Source organism: Paraclostridium sp. AKS73 (assembly GCF_025671395.1).
Lineage (GTDB): Bacteria > Bacillota > Clostridia > Peptostreptococcales > Peptostreptococcaceae > Paraclostridium > Paraclostridium benzoelyticum.
The window spans coordinates 1-17,929 of the sequence record NZ_JAIXHU010000018.1 but is presented as its reverse complement, the minus strand read 5'-3'; the positions used below and the strand labels follow the sequence as shown (position 1 = coordinate 17,929).

The 17,929-nt window shown below is 29.6% G+C and carries 15 protein-coding genes, 1 pseudogene and 1 riboswitch; of the genes and pseudogenes, 13 read left to right on the top strand and 3 right to left on the bottom strand.

The window, feature by feature from the left end:
• Nucleotides 1-43: 43 nt before the first annotated feature.
• The 3 genes from pyrE (at nucleotide 44) to LEQ07_RS11010 (ending at nucleotide 3,535) form a co-directional block, all read left to right on the top strand.
• On the top strand, nucleotides 44-628 hold the full coding sequence (gene pyrE, locus LEQ07_RS11020; RefSeq protein ID WP_021431594.1) for an orotate phosphoribosyltransferase: 585 nt from the start codon (nucleotides 44-46) through the stop codon (nucleotides 626-628).
• Nucleotides 629-887: 259 nt separating this feature from the next.
• A complete protein-coding gene (locus LEQ07_RS11015; RefSeq protein WP_263330694.1) occupies nucleotides 888-2,978 on the top strand; it encodes a collagenase in 2,091 nt (696 codons plus the stop codon).
• Nucleotides 2,957-3,535, top strand: coding sequence for a pre-peptidase C-terminal domain-containing protein (locus LEQ07_RS11010; protein WP_263330717.1), 579 nt, complete (start codon nucleotides 2,957-2,959; stop codon nucleotides 3,533-3,535). The genes LEQ07_RS11015 and LEQ07_RS11010 overlap by 22 nt, the downstream gene beginning before the upstream one ends.
• Nucleotides 3,536-3,641: 106 nt before the next feature.
• On the opposite strand, the gene LEQ07_RS11005 is transcribed toward LEQ07_RS11010, so the two are convergent.
• The 3 genes from LEQ07_RS11005 to LEQ07_RS10995 form a co-directional block, all read right to left on the bottom strand.
• Nucleotides 3,642-4,526, bottom strand: coding sequence for a LysR substrate-binding domain-containing protein (locus LEQ07_RS11005; RefSeq protein ID WP_025161362.1), 885 nt, complete (start codon nucleotides 4,524-4,526; stop codon nucleotides 3,642-3,644).
• A gap of 271 nt (nucleotides 4,527-4,797) precedes the next feature.
• A complete protein-coding gene (locus LEQ07_RS11000; protein WP_263330693.1) occupies nucleotides 4,798-5,367 on the bottom strand; it encodes a deoxynucleoside kinase in 570 nt (189 codons plus the stop codon).
• Entirely contained in the window at nucleotides 5,360-6,022 is a 663-nt protein-coding gene (locus LEQ07_RS10995) for a deoxynucleoside kinase (protein ID WP_046824214.1), read from the bottom strand. The genes LEQ07_RS11000 and LEQ07_RS10995 overlap by 8 nt, the downstream gene beginning before the upstream one ends.
• Before the next feature lie 170 nt (nucleotides 6,023-6,192).
• Between LEQ07_RS10995 and LEQ07_RS10990 the strand changes: the two genes are divergently transcribed.
• The 10 genes and pseudogenes from LEQ07_RS10990 to LEQ07_RS10950 all read left to right on the top strand — a co-directional run bounded on the left by LEQ07_RS10990 (nucleotide 6,193) and on the right by LEQ07_RS10950 (nucleotide 17,868).
• Nucleotides 6,193-7,068, top strand: a complete 876-nt coding sequence (locus LEQ07_RS10990) for a DNA-3-methyladenine glycosylase family protein (RefSeq protein ID WP_263330692.1) — start codon at nucleotides 6,193-6,195, stop codon at nucleotides 7,066-7,068.
• A gap of 15 nt (nucleotides 7,069-7,083) precedes the next feature.
• On the top strand, nucleotides 7,084-8,451 hold the full coding sequence (gene cls / locus LEQ07_RS10985) for a cardiolipin synthase (protein ID WP_263330691.1): 1,368 nt from the start codon (nucleotides 7,084-7,086) through the stop codon (nucleotides 8,449-8,451).
• A 292-nt stretch (nucleotides 8,452-8,743) separates the two neighbouring features.
• The gene (locus tag LEQ07_RS10980; RefSeq protein WP_021428256.1) at nucleotides 8,744-9,028 is read left to right on the top strand and encodes a co-chaperone GroES; all 285 of its coding nucleotides are present in this window, start codon (nucleotides 8,744-8,746) and stop codon (nucleotides 9,026-9,028) included.
• A gap of 23 nt (nucleotides 9,029-9,051) precedes the next feature.
• Complete coding sequence (gene groL, locus LEQ07_RS10975) at nucleotides 9,052-10,674, top strand: chaperonin GroEL (protein WP_046824217.1); 1,623 nt, start codon at nucleotides 9,052-9,054, stop codon at nucleotides 10,672-10,674.
• Between the two features lie 397 nt (nucleotides 10,675-11,071).
• On the top strand, nucleotides 11,072-11,815 hold the full coding sequence (gene larB / locus LEQ07_RS10970) for a nickel pincer cofactor biosynthesis protein LarB (RefSeq protein ID WP_046824218.1): 744 nt from the start codon (nucleotides 11,072-11,074) through the stop codon (nucleotides 11,813-11,815).
• 21 nt (nucleotides 11,816-11,836) lie between these two features.
• A complete protein-coding gene (gene larC / locus LEQ07_RS21410; RefSeq protein WP_332843111.1) occupies nucleotides 11,837-12,577 on the top strand; it encodes a nickel pincer cofactor biosynthesis protein LarC in 741 nt (246 codons plus the stop codon).
• A gap of 22 nt (nucleotides 12,578-12,599) precedes the next feature.
• Nucleotides 12,600-13,030, top strand: a pseudogene (larC, locus tag LEQ07_RS23040) (nickel insertion protein).
• 36 nt (nucleotides 13,031-13,066) lie between these two features.
• A riboswitch (purine riboswitch) is annotated at nucleotides 13,067-13,168 on the top strand.
• 250 nt (nucleotides 13,169-13,418) lie between these two features.
• The gene (gene guaB, locus LEQ07_RS10960) at nucleotides 13,419-14,882 is read left to right on the top strand and encodes an IMP dehydrogenase (RefSeq protein WP_046824221.1); all 1,464 of its coding nucleotides are present in this window, start codon (nucleotides 13,419-13,421) and stop codon (nucleotides 14,880-14,882) included.
• A gap of 2 nt (nucleotides 14,883-14,884) precedes the next feature.
• Entirely contained in the window at nucleotides 14,885-16,423 is a 1,539-nt protein-coding gene (gene guaA, locus LEQ07_RS10955; RefSeq protein ID WP_263330690.1) for a glutamine-hydrolyzing GMP synthase, read from the top strand.
• A gap of 110 nt (nucleotides 16,424-16,533) precedes the next feature.
• Nucleotides 16,534-17,868 carry an NCS2 family permease gene (locus LEQ07_RS10950; protein WP_263330689.1) on the top strand — a complete coding sequence of 445 codons (1,335 nt, stop codon included), beginning with the start codon at nucleotides 16,534-16,536 and terminating at the stop codon, nucleotides 17,866-17,868.
• The last annotated feature ends 61 nt before the right edge of the window (nucleotides 17,869-17,929 follow it).

Sequence of the window (17,929 nt, the reverse complement as noted above, 5' to 3'; positions counted from 1 at the left end):
GGATGAGGAAAAAGAAAAATTAACTATAAGGGAGAATATAATTATGAGTAATGTAAATGTTGTTGAAATATTAAAAGAATGTGATGCTTTATTAGAAGGGCACTTTTTATTATCTTCAGGAAAGCATAGTAATAGATATGTACAATGTGCTAAAGTTTTAAGATTTCCAAATCAAGCTGAGAAAGTATTAAGCACTGTAGTTGATCAAATAAAAGATTTAGGAATAGACTTAGTTGTTGGACCGGCTATGGGAGGAGTTATAGTTTCATATGAATTAGGTAGACAATTAGGAAAAGAATCTGTGTTCACAGAGAGAAAAGATGGAGAAATGCAATTAAGAAGAGGATTTGAAGTTAAGCCAGGGGCTAAGATAATAATAGCTGAAGATGTTGTTACTACTGGAAAGTCTACAATAGAAACAAAGAAAGCATTAGAAGCTTTAGGGGGAGAAGTTATAGGGGTTGCATGTATAGCAGATAGAACTAATCATGATATAGGAATGCCTATATACAGTGCAATAAAATTAGATATACAAGTTTATGAAGCTGATGGATGTCCTTTATGTGAAGCTGGAGAGATAGATTTAATAAAACCAGGAAGTAGAGAATTTAAAGAACTAGGTATGTAATATAATTAGTGGGTTTAATTGGAGGATTAATTATCTCAGTCGCTAAAGACTTGAAAATACGGTCTTTAACGCTCATTCAATAATAAATACTCCAATTAAAACATAATGATAGCTACATTTGGTGGGGAAAAAAGAAGGTAATAAATGATTAGTCATTTATTACCTTCTTTTGGTTTGGAACGCTTATCCTTATTTACGCATATAGATAAAAGTATATCTTGACTACAAGATTATATTTTAAAGCGCATAAGGAGGCATTATGAAGAAGAGACATTCTAAGTTTTTGATTTTTAATTTAGCTTTAGCTTTGGTTTTGACTAATTTAACATTCATTTCATTTGCAAATACTCAACCACCTAGTTCTAGTAATATTCCAGGTGATATAAATGCTATGCCTTTCCATATAGGTCAAAAGATTAAGCACGATACTAAGGAAAATCAGTTCAAGAAAGATTTAAATATTGAGCCCTTAGGAAAGCAAGATACAGACACAACACTTAAGTCAGGGAAGTCCGCAAAGTTAAGTAAGTCTGCTACCTATACCTATAATGACCTTAATAAATTAAGTTATAAGGAGTTAACAGATTTACTAGTTACAATAGATTGGTTTCAAATAAAAGATCTTTTTGTTTATAATGAAGATGCTTACAAATTTTATAACGATGAAGCTCGTGTTAATGCAATTATTAAGACGTTAGAAGATAGAGGAGCAACTTATACTGCTACTGATGATAAAGGAATACCTACTTTGGTAGAAGTTTTAAGATCTGGTTTTTATTTAGCTTATTATAACGATTCACTTAGTCATTTATACGATAGATCTTATAGAGAAAAATGTATACCTGCCATGATTTCAATTCAGAAAAATCCTAATTTCAAGATTGGGGAGTCTGGTCAAAATAATGTTATTCAGTCTTTGGGCATGTTAATTGGAAATAGTGCTTGCAATGTTGAGGTTGTAAATAATTGCGTGCCTATTTTAACTCAGTTTAATAGTAGTTTAGATGCTAATTTAAAAGATTACTCAAAAACAAATTCTGTATTCCAAATCACTAAGGGTATAGAATATGATTTAAATTCCTATTTGTACAATTCTAATACAACTGCAGACAAATCACCTTGGTTTTCTAAAGTTGATGGATATATAGATGCTGTTACAAACTTTGCTATATTAACAAATGTAACTGATGATAATGATTGGTTAATTAATGCAGGGATGTATTATTGCGCTAAATTATCGAATTTCTATTCAAATTCAACAAATATTCAAAAGAAACTTGATAGCTGTTTAGAAATTTATCCATATTTATCTATTCAATATTTTGATGCAGTCGATTTTATTTCATATTACTTCAATGGGAAGTTAGTTGATGGAACTGTTCTAGATATTAATAAAATAAGAGAAGAGGGAAAATCACACTATTTACCTAATGTGTATACTTTTGAAGATTCATCTATGGTAATTCGTACTGGTGATAAGGTTACGAAGGAAAAAGTTCAAAGATTATATTGGGCATCTAAAGAAGTAAAAGCTCAATTCCATAGAGTTATAGGGAATGATAATGAACTAGAAAAAGGAAATCCAGACGATGTTTTAACTATGGTTTTATATAATAGCCCTAAAGAATACAAACTTAACCAACCTCTATACGGATACAGTACTGATAATGGTGGTATGTATATAGAAGGTGATGGCACATTTTTTACTTATGAGAGAACTCCTGAGGAGAGTATATTTAGTTTAGAAGAGTTATTTAGACATGAGTACTGTCACTATTTACAAGGTCGTTACATGGTTCCTGGTATGTGGGGAACTGGTGATTTTTATCAAGGAAAGGATTGGAGATTGACTTGGTTTGAAGAAGGTAGTGCAGAATTTTTTGCAGGGTCTACTAGAGATAATGATGTACTTCCTAGAAAATCTCAAGTTTCTGGTTTAGCAACTGACCCAGCGGAAAGATTTTCTACAGATAAATTACTTCATTCTAAGTATGGATCTTGGGATTTCTATTATTATGGTTTTGCATTTTGTGATTATATGTACAATAATAGATTAGATATATTTAATAATTTAGCTGATAACATTATATCTAATAATGTATCTGGATATGATTCTTATATAGAAACATTAAGTAAAAGTACTACAGTAGATCAAGGTTATCAAACTCATATGCAAAACTTAGTTGATAAGTATAATTCTTTGACAGTTCCACTTGTTTCTGATGATTATTTGGATACTCATGATGCTATTGATTTAAATAAAATTTCTTCTGATATTAAAAATATAGCTCCATTAAAAAATGTAAATATAGTTAGAGAAAAAGGCGGATTTTTGATACATTTACTTTAACAGGAACTTATACAGGAGATACTTCTAGAGGAGAAGCTAAAGATTGGGAAGCTATGAATAATAAATCTAATGAATTTTTAAATTCCTTAGAAAAACTTCCTTGGTCTGGTTATAAGACTGTTACTAATTACTTTGTTGACTACAAGGTTAATAATAATAAATATGAATTTGAAGTTGTGTTTACTGGTATTTTACCAAAAGGTGAAGTTATAGAAGGTGATATTAAAGAATCTGAGCCTAATGATAACTTTGAAACTGCTAATTCAATATCTTTAGAAAAAGAAGTTAAGGGTTCTTTAAACAAAGATGATACAAATGATGTGTTTTCTTTTGAAATTAAAGATCCTAAAACCATAGAAATAGTTTTAGACAATATAGACAATCACGGACTTAACTGGCTTTTATATAAATCTGATGATTTAAATAATTATGTTGCTTATCCTAGCATTGAAAATAATTTATTAAAAAATACTTATAATGCAGATGCTGGTTTATATTATTTATATGTCTATAGTTATGACTCTTTAGATAGTAGTTATACAATTAATATAAAATAAGTTATGAAATTTGAAAATGAATTAAAAGTGATAGTGTATATTAATTAAATAATAGACCTCGGAAGTGTATTGGTTATAAGACATTTGCGAGGTCTTTGATTTTTTTCTATTTTTCAAAATTTGAAAATTTATTTAATTCATCTATAAATAAAGTTGTTGTACTTGATGGTTTTATATCTTTTGGTGTTATAAAAGAGAAGTATCTATTGTAAGTATCATTTAAACTAACAGTTGCTAAAGAATCTCCTTCTGAGTCTGTTACCAATTTAGATATAATTGAAACTCCAAGATTGCTTTTTACAGCTTCTTTTACAGCATGATTACTACCTAATACCATTATCTGTCTAGGGGTTATTTTATTATTACTTAAGAATATGTTTAAATATTCTCTTGTTCCAGAACCTTCTTCTCTTACTATCCATTTTTTATTTTTTATTGAATCTATATTAAAGTTTAATGGGTCAATCTCTAAATCTGGAGAAAATGTTAAAATCATACTATCTTCAAAGAAGAATTTTTGATTGAAATCAAATGAAGTAAGGCTTCCTTCAACCAACCCAATATCTAGGTTTGAACTTTTTACTTTTTCACAAATTTTATGTGTATTTTCAACAAGCATTTCTACTTCTATATCTGGATATTTTTCAGAAAATACAGCTAGGAAGTTAGGCAAAAAGTATTCGGCAATAGTTAAACTAGCGCCTATCTTTATATGACCTTTGATTGAACTAGAAATACTGTTTAGTTCATCCTTTACTGACTCTATAGATGTTATTATTTCTCTAGCTCTTTTATATAATAAATATCCATTATCAGTTATAGATATGTTTTTCTGCTTAATAGATCTGTTTATTAGAGTTGTATTAAAATAATTCTCTAGATTTTTTATATGAGTACTTACTGTTGGTTGAGATAAATTTATACTTTCACCTGCTTTGGTAAAATTTTGATGTTCAACAACTGCTATAAATGTTTTAAACTCTTCTATCATTAAAAATTCCTCCTTGGATTAAATCATCAAAAAAGTAATGGTTCATGAAATATATATCTATTTTAACAATAATCATAAGTTTCATATACTGTTTTAAGTAAAAAATAAAAATAATAAAAAGATAGAAATACAATTTTAAAAATTTAATAAATTATATTTCTATCCTAGTTAATTCACTATTTTAAATTTTATATATTTAATAAGCTTTTTATTTCATTACATAAAGCATCTAAGTGTTCTGGGTTATTTTTTAAGTCAATTTCATTTATATTTACATAAAGAACAGGAGACTGATCGTATTCAGCAATCCATTTTTATATCTGTTGTGAAGATTAGCCCAGTAATCTAAATCAACAGACTTCTCCATCTCTCTACCTCTCATATTGATTCTATTTACGATAGTATCTATAGATCCATCTAAATATATCATTAAATCTGGTCTTCTTAAGTGAGGAACCATATCATTAAATAAATCTCTATAAGTTATATAATCCCTTTTACTCATTTTACCGTTATCATATAAGTTTCTAGCGAATATCTCAACATCTTCATATATACTTCTATCTTGAATATTGTTAAGACCGTTACTGTCTATTTCTTTTTGTTGTTTGAATCTTTGAGCTAAAAAATATAATTGTAAGTGGAATCCCCAAGTGTTTTGGTCTTTATAAAAATCTTCTAGGTATGGATTTCCATTAACTTTTTCAAAATGAGTTTCAAAACCTAATTTTTCACCAACTAGTTTAGTAAGTGTAGATTTACCTGCTCCAACATTTCCAGCAACAGTTATAAATAAGTCTCTATTTAACGGTTTATTACACTGATTTACCAATTTAAACATTTTCATGTCCTCCTAAGTTATTAATAGCATCTTCTACTTTTTTTATTATAAATTTTCTATCATTATCATTATTTAGAAAATCTAAATTAGAGTTATCTATTTCTAATATAAGAGGTTCTTTACCTACAAAATTATGTTTTATAGATAATGGGTTAAAGTAATACTTATACTCTGTACTTAATTCTTGTATATAGTTCCTATCCATTTGTCTTTCAAAGCTTCTATCTCTCATAGCTATTCTATTCATCAATACATCTGTATTTGAGTTAAGATAGATTATTATATCTGGTTGAGGTAAGTCATTAATAAAAATATTATACATTTGTTTATATTTATAAAATTGCATATTATCAAGAGTTATTCCTGCAAATATAAGATTTTTAATAATATGATAATCACTAACAACATTTGTGCCTTGACTCAATAAATTTTTCTCAGCATCTTCTAATTGTTTGATTCTATTAAATAAAAAAAATGATTCCGTCTGTAATGCGTATTCTTTAATATCTGTGTAAAATTTTGATAAAAATGGATTTTCTTCTACTATTTCTCTAAGTAAAGTACAGTTAAAATGATTGTTTAAAATATTAGCTAATGTTGTTTTACCAACTCCTATAGGACCTTCTATAGCTATAAATACACCTCTACTATTCATATAATCACCCTCTAAAAAATAATGTCTTATGTATTTTAGCAAAAAAGAATCACTAATTCTACTCTAGACTTTTTAAATTAAATTTGTATTAAAAATAAATAGTTAATTTAAATTTAACGAAATATGGGTAGAATTAAAACTATAAGTTTATATAAAAAGGAGCGAAATTTATGAAAGTTTATGAAAAAGAAAATTCAGTGGTTATAGAAGGGGCATTAGATTTTGATCCTAAGCATATATTTGAATGTGGACAATGTTTTAGGTGGAAAGCAGAAGATGATGGTTCATATACAGGGGTAGCTAAAGGTAGAGTAATAAATGTATCTAGAGAAGGAAATACAGTTTATTTAAAGAATACTAATTTAGAAGATTTCAATACAATATGGAAATCTTACTTTGATTTAGATACAGATTATGCAAAAATAAAAAATGAACTAAAAAGTATGGATGAGTATTTAGAAAAGGCAACAGAATTTGGATGGGGAATAAGAATTCTACGTCAAGATCCATGGGAGATGTTAATTTCATTTATAATATCATCTAATAATAGAATTCCTATGATTCAAAAAGCTATATCTAATTTATCAAGGGAGTATGGCACTTATATTGGAAAGTTCAATGGAGTAGACTATTACGATTTTCCAACACCAGAACAACTAAGTAAAGCAAGTATAGTCGATATAAGAGCTTGTTCTACGGGGTTTAGAGACAAATATATAAAGGCAACTACAGAAAGAGTTATAAGTGAAAATGAAGATGTATATAACTATGAGAATTTAGGAACAGAAGATTGCAGAAAAAAACTTATGGAATTTAATGGAGTAGGTCCAAAAGTTTGTGATTGTATAGCACTATTTGGTATGCAAAAGTATGATACGTTCCCTGTTGATGTATGGGTAAAAAGAGTTATGCAAGAATTTTATGTAGAAGATGATATGAGTTTGCCTAAAATAAGAAAGTATGCGATAGATAAATTTGAAGATTTATCAGGATTTGCACAACAATATCTATTCTATTATGCTAGAGAGTTGGGAATAGGAAGATAAAAATAAGGAGGATATATGAGTGCTTTAGACATACTAGTCTTAAGTTATGTAGGAATATCTTATCTAGCTAGTATTGTGGTTGCTATAAATATAATACTCGAAAATCGAGATCCAGCTAAGACTATGGCATGGTTACTAATATTTATGGTACTTCCTGGGATTGGGCTAGTTATATATGGGGTGCTAGGCCGAAATATAAGAAAAAGAAAAATATTTAAAACTCAGAAACTAGCTACAGATATAAAAGAAAATAATTTATTTGAAAATTTGAGATCAATAGAAGAGTTGGTAGACCTTGAACAAGAAGCTATAAAGAATAAAGAATTATCAAAATTAGATGATTCTGAAGGGTTAAAAAAGAAAGTTATAAGTTTACTTTTAAATACAGGAAAGTTCCCGTTTACAGCTAACAATAAAGTAGAAATATTTATTGATGGGAATGAAAAGTTTGAAAGACTAATAAAAGATATAGAAGAAGCTAAAGAACATATCCATTTAGAGTACTTCATAATAAAAGATAGTGAAATTGGAAAAAAGATTAAGGATTTGTTGATAAAAAAAGCTCGAGAAGGTCTGAGTATAAAAATTTTATATGATGATGTAGGATGTTGGCGGTTTTGGTTTCATAGAAAATTCTTTAAAGAGATGAAAAAAGAGGGCATAGAAATAGTTCCTTTTTTACCTGCAAAATTCCCTCTAATGGGAGGCAAAATTAACTATAGAAATCATAGAAAGATTGTTATAATCGATGGATGCATAGGATACACAGGTGGTATAAATATAGGTGATGAGTATATGGGTAAAAACAAAAAGTTTGGATATTGGCGTGATACTCATATAAGAATTGAAGGAAGTTCTGTTTATATGCTACAAATGGTATTTTTAATAGACTGGTATTATACAACTCAAAAATCAGTTTTTGATGAAAAATATTTCCCTAAATTAGATTATAAAGGAAATAGCATGATACAGGTGGTAGCAACAGGTCCTGATAGTGATTGGGAGGCTATACACTATGCATATTTTTCAGCTATTTGTAATGCTAAAGAAAGAGTTTATATAGAGACGCCATACTTTATACCAGATGAAAGTTTATTAAGAGCATTAAAGAGTGCAGCATTAAGAGGCGTTGATGTAAGAATTATATTCCCTGGTATAGCTGATCATAAAATAGTACATCAAGCATCATATTCATATTTTGATGATATTTTAAGGTCTGGGGGAAAAGTTTACTTATATAAAAAAGGATTTATACACGCTAAAGTAGTAATTATAGATGATAAGATTGCATCAACAGGTTCTGCAAATATGGACTTAAGAAGTTTTATGTTAAACTTTGAAATTAATGCATTTATGTATGATGAGCAAATAGTAAAAAAATAACTGACGATTTCCATGAGGATTTAACAGACAGTAAAGAAATATATCTTAACGATTTTGAAAAAAGACCTTTAATAAAAAAATGGGTTGAATCAGTAGCGAGATTATTTTCGCCAATTTTATAAATTTATAATATGCGAGGAGATTTGTCGATACGAGTAAAATTTCCTCGCATAAAAATTAAATAAAATTAAATTAAGGGTATTGAAAATAACTTAATATAATATATTATAAAGTTGTTAGCACTCTAAGTTATAGAGTGATAAATACATAAATTTCATTAGGAGGGATAATTATGAAAATAAGACCATTAGCTGACAGAGTAGTAATAAAGAAAGTAGAAGCAGAAGAAAAGACTGCAAGTGGTATAGTTTTACCTGGAACAGCTAAAGAACAACCTCAGATAGCGGAGGTTGTAGAAGTTGGACCTGGTGGAATAGTAGATGGTAAAGAAATTAAAATGGAATTAAATATTGGAGATAAAGTTATATATTCTAAATATGCAGGAACAGAAATTAAGTTAGAAGGACAAGAATATACTATATTAAAACAAAGTGAAATATTAGCGGTAGTTGAATAAGTATAAAGGGAGGATTATGAGATATGGCTAAAGAAATAAAATTCGCACAAGATTCAAGAACAGCTTTAGAGGCTGGTGTAAATAAATTAGCAGATACAGTTAAGGTAACATTAGGACCAAAAGGAAGAAATGTTATATTAGATAAAAAATTTGGGGCTCCGCTTATAACAAATGATGGAGTTACTATAGCAAAAGAGATAGAGTTAGAAGATAGATTTGAAAATATGGGAGCTCAATTAGTTAAAGAAGTTGCAACTAAAACTAATGATGTAGCTGGAGATGGGACTACAACTGCTACAGTTTTAGCTCAAGCTATAATAAGAGAAGGTTTAAAAAATGTAACTGCTGGAGCTAACCCAGTGCTTTTAAGAAAAGGAATTCAAAAAGCTGTAGAATTAGCTGTTGAAGAATTAAAGAAACAATCAAGAACTATAGAAACGAAAGAATCTATATCTCAAGTTGCGTCTATATCTGCAGGAGATGAAGAAGTAGGTAACCTAATAGCAGAAGCTATGGAGATAGTAGGTAAAGATGGAGTTATAACAGTTGAAGAGTCTAAAACTATGCATACAGAGTTAGATGCAGTTGAAGGTATGCAATTTGATAGAGGATTTGTTTCAGCATATATGGTAACAGATGTTGATAAAATGGAAGCTGTTTTAAATGATCCATATATATTAATAACAGATAGAAAAATAAATAATATACAAGATATACTACCAGTGCTTGAGCAAATAGTACAACAAGGTAAAAAATTATTAATAATAGCTGAAGATGTAGAAGGGGAAGCTTTATCTACATTAGTAATAAACAAATTAAAAGGTGTATTTGATGTTGTTGCAGTTAAGGCTCCTGGATTTGGAGATAGAAGAAAAGCTATGTTAGAAGATATAGCTATACTTACTGGAGGAACTGTTATATCTGAAGAGTTAGGTTATGATTTAAAAGATGCTGACATATCTATGTTAGGTAGAGCTAGTTCTGTAAAAATAACTAAAGATAACACTACAATAGTAGATGGATCTGGAGATAAAAAAGCTATAGAAGATAGAGTAAGCCAAATCAAACATCAAGTAGATCAAACTACTTCTGATTTTGATAAAGAAAAATTAATGGAAAGATTAGCTAAACTTGCAGGTGGTGTAGCTGTAATAAAAGTTGGAGCCGCTACAGAAGTTGAGCTTAAAGAAAGAAAATTAAGAATCGAAGATGCATTAAATGCTACAAGAGCAGCTGTTGAAGAAGGTATAGTTGCAGGTGGTGGTACTGCATTAGTTAGTGTAATACCAGTTGTAGATAAATTAATAGAAGAGCTTGAAGGAGAACTTCAAGTAGGAGCTAAGATAATAAGAAGAGCTTTAGAGGAGCCATTAAGACAAATAGCAATTAATGCTGGTCTTGAAGGAGCTGTTATAATACAAAAAGTTGTAAATGAGGATCCTGAAATAGGATTTGACGCATTAAATGAAAAATATGTGAACATGGTTGACGTTGGTATAGTTGACCCAACTAAGGTTACTAGAACTGCATTACAAAATGCAGCATCTATAGCAGGTGTATTCTTAACTACGGAAGCAGCTGTTGCAGACCTTCCTGAAAGTGATCCAGTACCAGGAATGGGTGGAGGAATGCCTCCAATGATGTAGATTAGTAAAGCTTGAACATACTTGGCGAAGTGTTGATGATATTGCTTCATGCACTAAAGACTTGGAGAACGCGGTCTTTAACGTTTATTCAGCAAATATCATCAACACTTAGCTTTTAGAAAAGTTCAATACTTTATTGAGGTGTGATAGGAATTAAGGATAGTTGCTTCATGCACTAAAGACTTGGAGAACGCGGTCTTTAACGTTTATTCAGCAAATATCATCAACACTTCGCTTTTAGAAAAGTTCAACACTTTACTGAGGTTAAGAGAAATAGAAATAGGAAGGGATTGTATCTAAATGATATAATCCCTTTTTTACGTGTTTTATCAGCTGGAAAAGGTATGCTTAGTGTGTTAAAATTAATATTAACAACTTAGAATAGTGGGGGGTACTTATGGATATTAGAGGTTTATTAGAGCAAGTTAAAAATAATGATATAGATATAGATATAGCTATGGAGAAGCTTAAAGATTTACCTTATGAAGATATTGGATATGCAAATATCGATCACCATAGACAAATAAGAAATGGGTATCCGGAAGTTATTTACTGTGAAGGTAAAAGCGATGAACATATATTAGGAATTATAAAAAAGATGAGCGAAAAAGGTTCAAACATATTAGGAACTAGATGTAGAAAAGAAACATATGAAAAGATTAAATCTTTATATCCACATTGCGAATATGAAGATTTATCTAGAGTATTAAAGATTAAAAATAAACCTATAGATAATATAGGAAAAGGAAAGATTGTAGTTGTTACAGGTGGGACATCTGATATTCCGGTTGCAGATGAAGCATATTATACTGCCACTTTTTTAGGTAATGATGTTGAGAGAGTTTATGATGTAGGAGTTGCAGGCATACATAGATTACTAAATAAAATGAATATAATTAGAGACGCTAGAGTATTAATAGTTGTAGCTGGGATGGAAGGCGCTTTACCAAGTGTGGTTGGAGGTTTAGTAGATGTTCCTGTTATAGCGGTACCTACATCAGTTGGATATGGTGCTAATTTTAATGGTCTTTCAGCTTTATTAACGATGCTAAATAGTTGTGCATCAGGAATATCTGTAGTTAACATCGATAATGGATTTGGGGCTGGATATCTAGCAGCTACAATAAATAAATTAGACTAAAATATGAAAGAAGGTATTCGAATGGAAGAGAGAATTTTGTATTTTGACATAGTGAATGGTATATCTGGAGATATGACTATTGCGAGTTTATTAAACTTAGGGGTACCTAAAGAAATTTTTTTAGAGGAATTAAAGAAATTAAATTTAAATGATGAATTTAGTATAGAAATAGATTCTAAAAATGAAAGTGGTATAGTTGGAACAAAGGTTAATGTAATAGCTAAAGAATCTAATGCACACAGACATTTAGTAGATGTTTTTGATATTATTGATAAATCTAATTTAAACGATAGAATAAAAGATAGAGCTAAAAAGATATTTATGACGGTAGGAGAAGCAGAAGCTAAAGTTCATGGTACAACTATAGATAAAATTCATTTTCATGAGGTTGGAGCTATAGATTCTATTGTAGATATTGTTGGATGTTCTATATTAATAGATTTACTAAACATAGATAAAGTGTACTCTAGCTGTGTTCCAGTTGGGTCTGGATTTGTGAAATGTGATCATGGGATTATGCCAGTGCCAGCACCTGCAACTATTGAAATATTAAGAGGAGTACCAGTTAAACTAAATAGTGTAGAAGGAGAGTGTACTACACCGACGGGGGCAGCTATAATAAAAACATTATGTAGCGAGTTTATAGATAAATTAGAATTTGAAGTTAATCAAATTGGATATGGGATAGGACATAAAAAATTTGAAATACCAAATATGTTAAGAACTATAGTAGGTATAAAAAAAAGAAGAAGTAATATATGAAATAAATTGTAATATAGATGATATGTCGTCAGAGATATTTTCATATGTATATGATAAGGTCATAGAAGAAGGAGCACTTGATATATACACTGAAAGTATACATATGAAAAAAATAGACCAGCGATAAAACTGTCTATATTATGTGAAAAAAAGGATTTAGATAAATTTACTGAAATTATATTTATGGAAACTAGTACCTTTGGAATTAGGTATAAGGAGTATAAAAGAAAAACTTTATTAAGAAAGTTTGAAAAAATAAATTGCGAATATGGAGAAGTAACAGTTAAAATTGGGTATTACAAAAATAAAATTATAAAAGTTACTCCAGAGTACGAAGAGTGTAAAAACATAGCTAAAAAGGCTAATATATCCATAAAATTTGTATATGATAGCATAAATTGCTCAATAAAAAATAAATTTTTTAAAATTGTTGACACAAGTAAGAAAATTTGATAAATTAATAAACAACTCATACAACATTGTATACAAAATCATAAATAAAAAATCACTCATATATACTCAGAAATATGGTCTGAGAGTCTCTACCGGAGTACCGAAAATACTCTGACTATGAGTGAAATTATTATAGACAAAACTCTATCATTAATAAAGTAAATCTATAGGCTGAGCATATTCCCTATAGGTTAGCTACAAGTTAAAAGAGTTTTGAGAACCTGTATAGTAATTTCACTTATAAAATGAAGTTATTATACAGGTTTTTTTGTACCCATTTTTAAGGAAATTAAAGTTTCAGGGTAGAAACAGTATAAAAATAACTGATTATATAAAAAATAATAAATAGTAAAAAAATATATATAAAATAACGAAGGGGGCAACCGATATGGCAAAGATATTAAAAGAAGGATTAACATTTGATGATGTACTTTTAGTTCCACAAAGATCAGAAGTGTTACCTAAAGATGTTTGTACACAAACACAATTAACAAAGAGCATTAAATTAAATATACCTCTAATGAGTGCGGGTATGGATACAGTTACTGAATCGAAAATGGCTATTTCAATGGCGAGACAAGGTGGTATAGGAATAATACACAAAAATATGTCTATAGAAGCACAAGCTTTAGAAGTTGATAAAGTAAAAAGAAGCGAGAGTGGTGTTATCGTAGACCCATTCTTCTTAACAAAAGACCATACAATACAAGATGCTGATGATATAATGGCAAGATATAAAATATCGGGTGTACCAATAGTAGATGATAATAATAAATTAATCGGAATAATAACAAATAGAGATATAAAGTTTGAAGCTGATTTTACTAAAAAAGTAGAAGATGTTATGACTAAAGAAAATCTTGTTACAGCAAGAGAAGGAATAAACTTAACTGAAGCTCAACAAATATTAAAGAAACATAAAATAGAGAAATTACCTATAGTTGATGCAGAAGGAAACTTAAAAGGATTAATAACAATAAAAGATATAGAGAAGAAAATACAATATCCAAACTCTGCAAAAGATTCTCAAGGAAGATTATTATGTGGAGCTGCTCTTGGAATAAGTGCTGATTTAATGGATAGAGTTGCTGCATTAGTTAAAGCTAATGTTGATGTAGTTGTACTAGACAGTGCACATGGACACTCTATGGGTGTTATAAATGCTCTTAAACAAGTAAAAGAAAAATATCCAAACTTACAAGTTATAGCTGGAAATGTTGCAACTGCAAAAGCTACAGAAGATTTAATAAAAGCTGGAGCTGACTGTGTAAAAGTAGGAATAGGACCAGGGTCTATATGTACGACAAGAGTTGTTGCTGGTATAGGTGTTCCACAAGTAACAGCAGTTATGGACTGTGCAGAAGTTGGACATAAGTATGGAGTACCAGTAATTGCTGATGGAGGATTAAAATTCTCTGGAGATATAGTAAAAGCATTAGCTGCTGGAGCATCAATATGTATGATGGGATCTATGTTTGCAGGAACAGAAGAAAGTCCTGGAGAAACAGTTTTATATAGAGGAAGATCATACAAGACATATAGAGGAATGGGATCTATCGGAGCTATGGAAAAAGGATCTAAGGATAGATACTTCCAAAATGATGCTAAAAAATTAGTTCCTGAAGGTGTTGAAGGAATGGTTGCATATAAAGGTAAAGCTGAAGATATAGTTTACCAAATGATAGGTGGAATAAGAGCTGGTATGGGATACTGTGGTGCCGCTACAATTAAAGACTTAATGGAAAATTCTGAATTTATAAAAATAACAGCTGCTTCATTAAAAGAAAGTCATCCACATGATATAACTATAACTAAAGAAGCGCCAAATTACAGCACTCAAGGGGAGGTATAAGAATGAAAAAACAACATGAAATAGTTTTAGTAATAGATTTTGGTGGTCAATACAACCAATTAATTGCAAGAAGAGTTAGAGAAAATAACGTATATTGTGAAATATTACCACATACTACAGATATAGAAGTAATAAAAGCTAAAAATCCAAAAGGAATAATCTTTACAGGAGGACCTAACAGTGCATACTTAGAAGAGTCTCCAAAGATAACTAAAGAAATATTCGAAATAGGAGTACCTATACTTGGAATATGTTATGGAGTTCAGTTAATGGCTCACTTATTAGGTGGTAATGTAAGAAGAGGAAATAATAGTGAAAAAGAATATGGAAAAACTTCTATAACATATAACGCTTCAAACATATTTGAAGGAATTTCTACTAATACTGTTTGGATGAGTCATACAGATTTAATAGATGTTCTTCCTGAAGGATTTGAAGTTGCTGCATATACTGAGGATTGTCCAGTAGCTGCAATGCATCACCCAGAAAAGAAATTATACGGAGTTCAATTCCACCCAGAAGTTGAACATTGTTTAGAAGGAGATAAAGTTTTAAGAAACTTCTTATATAATGTATGTGAAGTAAGTGGAGATTGGACAACAGATTCATTTATAGAAGAAAAGATAAAAGAATTAAAAGAAACTATAGGAGATAAGAAAGTACTTTGTGCTTTAAGTGGTGGAGTAGATTCATCAGTTGCAGCTGTACTTGTTCATAAAGCTATAGGAGATAACTTAACTTGTGTATTCGTAGATCATGGATTACTTAGAAAAAATGAAGGCGATGATGTTGAAAGAATATTTAGAGATAAGTTTGATATGAACTTAATAAGAGTAAATTGTGAAGATAGATTCTTATCTAAATTAAAAGGTGTAACAGAACCTGAAGCTAAGAGAAAAATAATAGGTGAAGAGTTTATAAGAGTATTTGAAGAAGAGTCTAATAAATTAGGAAAAATGGATTTCTTAGCTCAAGGAACTATATATCCTGATGTTGTAGAAAGTGGACTTGGAGAATCAGCTACAATAAAATCACATCATAATGTTGGTGGAATACCTGAAGATATAGAATTTGAAATAGTTGAACCTTTAAGAGAATTATTTAAAGATGAAGTTAGAAAAATAGGATTAGAACTTGGAATAGATTATGATTTAATATATAGACATCCATTCCCAGGACCAGGTCTTGGAATAAGAGTTATAGGCGAAGTAACTAAAGAGAGATGTGATATATTAAGAGAAGCAGATGCTATATATATGGACGAGCTTAAAAAAGCTGGTTTATATAGTGAAATATGGCAAGCATTCGCAACTTTACCAGATGTAAAAACTGTTGGAGTTATGGGAGATGAAAGAACTTATGCTTATTTAGTAGGTATAAGAGCCGTTACTTCTTCTGATGGAATGACTTCTGATTGGTACAAAATGCCTTACGATGTATTAGAAAAAATATCTAATAGAATTGTAAATGAAGTTGATGGAGCAAATAGAGTAGTTTACGATATCACTAGTAAGCCTCCAGGAACTATAGAATGGGAATAAAACCAGTTTATTCAAACACTTACAATAAATTATAAAAAATAAAAAGCTTATGCTTTTTATTTTTTTATAAGGATTTTATCACAAAAAATTTATCATCAATGGAGGAAAATATGCAAAATTCAAGTGTTAAAGGCTCTAATAATGGATTATTAGAGAAAGTTTTTAAACTAAGTGAAAATAACACAAATGTAAAAACAGAAGTATTAGCAGGAATAACAACATTTATGACAATTGCTTATATATTAGTTGTAAATCCTACTATATTAGGTGAAGCTGGTATGGATAAAGGTGCTGTTTTTACAGCAACTGCAATAGCTTCAGCAATAGGATGTATAATAATGGGATTCTTAGCTAATTATCCTATAATATTAGCGCCTAGTATGGGAATAAATGCGTTCTTTACGTATACAGTAGTTTTAGGTATGGGATATACTTGGCAATTTGCACTATGTGCTATGTTTATCGAAGGTATTATATTTATTTTATTAACAATAACTAATGTTCGTGAAAAGATAATAGAGTGTATGCCAGATGTATTAAAACATGCTATAACGGCTGGAATTGGGTTGTTTATAACATTTATAGGACTTGTTAATGCAGGGATTGTTCAACAAGGTGGAGCTATAATATCATTGGGAAATGTTAAGTCACCAGTTGTATTATTATCTATAATAGGATTAATGATAGCTGCAACTTTATTAATAAAAAATGTAAATGGAGCATTTTTAATATCTATAATAATTACATCTGTAATTGGGATGGTATTTTCAATAGTTCCTATGCCAACAGGAGTTATAGACTTACCTCCATCAATACAACCTGTATTTATGAAAGCACTGGATGTAGGTAAAAGTCAAATATTTAGCTTAGATATGTTAGTAATAGTTCTTACATTATTATTTGTTAATATGTTTGACTCAATAGGATTTTTATTAGGGATTGCAGATAAGGCTAATTTATTAGATGAAAATGGAAATATGCCTAATGTAAAAAAAGCATTATTAGCAGAATCTGTTTCAACTACTATATCTTCAGTATTAGGAACATCAACGCTAGCGACAACAGTTGAAAGTGGATCTGGAATAGCAGTTGGAGGAAGAACGGGATTAACAGCAGTAATTACTGGAATTTTATTCTTAATTTCATTATTTTTTGCTCCATTATTTGTTTCTATACCACCTCAAGCTACAGCTCCAATACTTATACTTGTAGGATTCTTAATGGCAAGTTCAATATTAAGAATTAACTTTAATGATTTTACAGATGCGATACCAGCATTTATAACATTTGTAATGATGCCTTTATCATACAGTGTTGCAGATGGTATTATGTTTGGAATTATATCATATACATTTTTAAAGTTAGCTAGTGGTAAGAAAGATCAGGCAAAACTTTCTTTAATTATACTTAGCATAGTATTCATACTAAAATTCGGATTATTATAAAATGAAAAAGATATGTAAATATTTATATTTATATATCTTCTTTTTTATTTATTTTTCATCG

What these genes read in the sequence shown, in the direction of transcription:
- pyrE (WP_021431594.1), top strand. Translation starts at nt 44, where the DNA reads ATGAGTAATGTAAATGTTGTTGAAATATTAAAAGAATGTGATGCTTTA.
- LEQ07_RS11015 (WP_263330694.1), top strand. Translation starts at nt 888, where the DNA reads ATGAAGAAGAGACATTCTAAGTTTTTGATTTTTAATTTAGCTTTAGCT.
- LEQ07_RS11005 (WP_025161362.1), bottom strand. Translation starts at nt 4,526, where the DNA reads ATGATAGAAGAGTTTAAAACATTTATAGCAGTTGTTGAACATCAAAAT.
- LEQ07_RS11000 (WP_263330693.1), bottom strand. Translation starts at nt 5,367, where the DNA reads ATGTTTAAATTGGTAAATCAGTGTAATAAACCGTTAAATAGAGACTTA.
- LEQ07_RS10995 (WP_046824214.1), bottom strand. Translation starts at nt 6,022, where the DNA reads ATGAATAGTAGAGGTGTATTTATAGCTATAGAAGGTCCTATAGGAGTT.
- LEQ07_RS10990 (WP_263330692.1), top strand. Translation starts at nt 6,193, where the DNA reads ATGAAAGTTTATGAAAAAGAAAATTCAGTGGTTATAGAAGGGGCATTA.
- cls (WP_263330691.1), top strand. Translation starts at nt 7,084, where the DNA reads ATGAGTGCTTTAGACATACTAGTCTTAAGTTATGTAGGAATATCTTAT.
- LEQ07_RS10980 (WP_021428256.1), top strand. Translation starts at nt 8,744, where the DNA reads ATGAAAATAAGACCATTAGCTGACAGAGTAGTAATAAAGAAAGTAGAA.
- groL (WP_046824217.1), top strand. Translation starts at nt 9,052, where the DNA reads ATGGCTAAAGAAATAAAATTCGCACAAGATTCAAGAACAGCTTTAGAG.
- larB (WP_046824218.1), top strand. Translation starts at nt 11,072, where the DNA reads ATGGATATTAGAGGTTTATTAGAGCAAGTTAAAAATAATGATATAGAT.
- larC (WP_332843111.1), top strand. Translation starts at nt 11,837, where the DNA reads ATGGAAGAGAGAATTTTGTATTTTGACATAGTGAATGGTATATCTGGA.
- guaB (WP_046824221.1), top strand. Translation starts at nt 13,419, where the DNA reads ATGGCAAAGATATTAAAAGAAGGATTAACATTTGATGATGTACTTTTA.
- guaA (WP_263330690.1), top strand. Translation starts at nt 14,885, where the DNA reads ATGAAAAAACAACATGAAATAGTTTTAGTAATAGATTTTGGTGGTCAA.
- LEQ07_RS10950 (WP_263330689.1), top strand. Translation starts at nt 16,534, where the DNA reads ATGCAAAATTCAAGTGTTAAAGGCTCTAATAATGGATTATTAGAGAAA.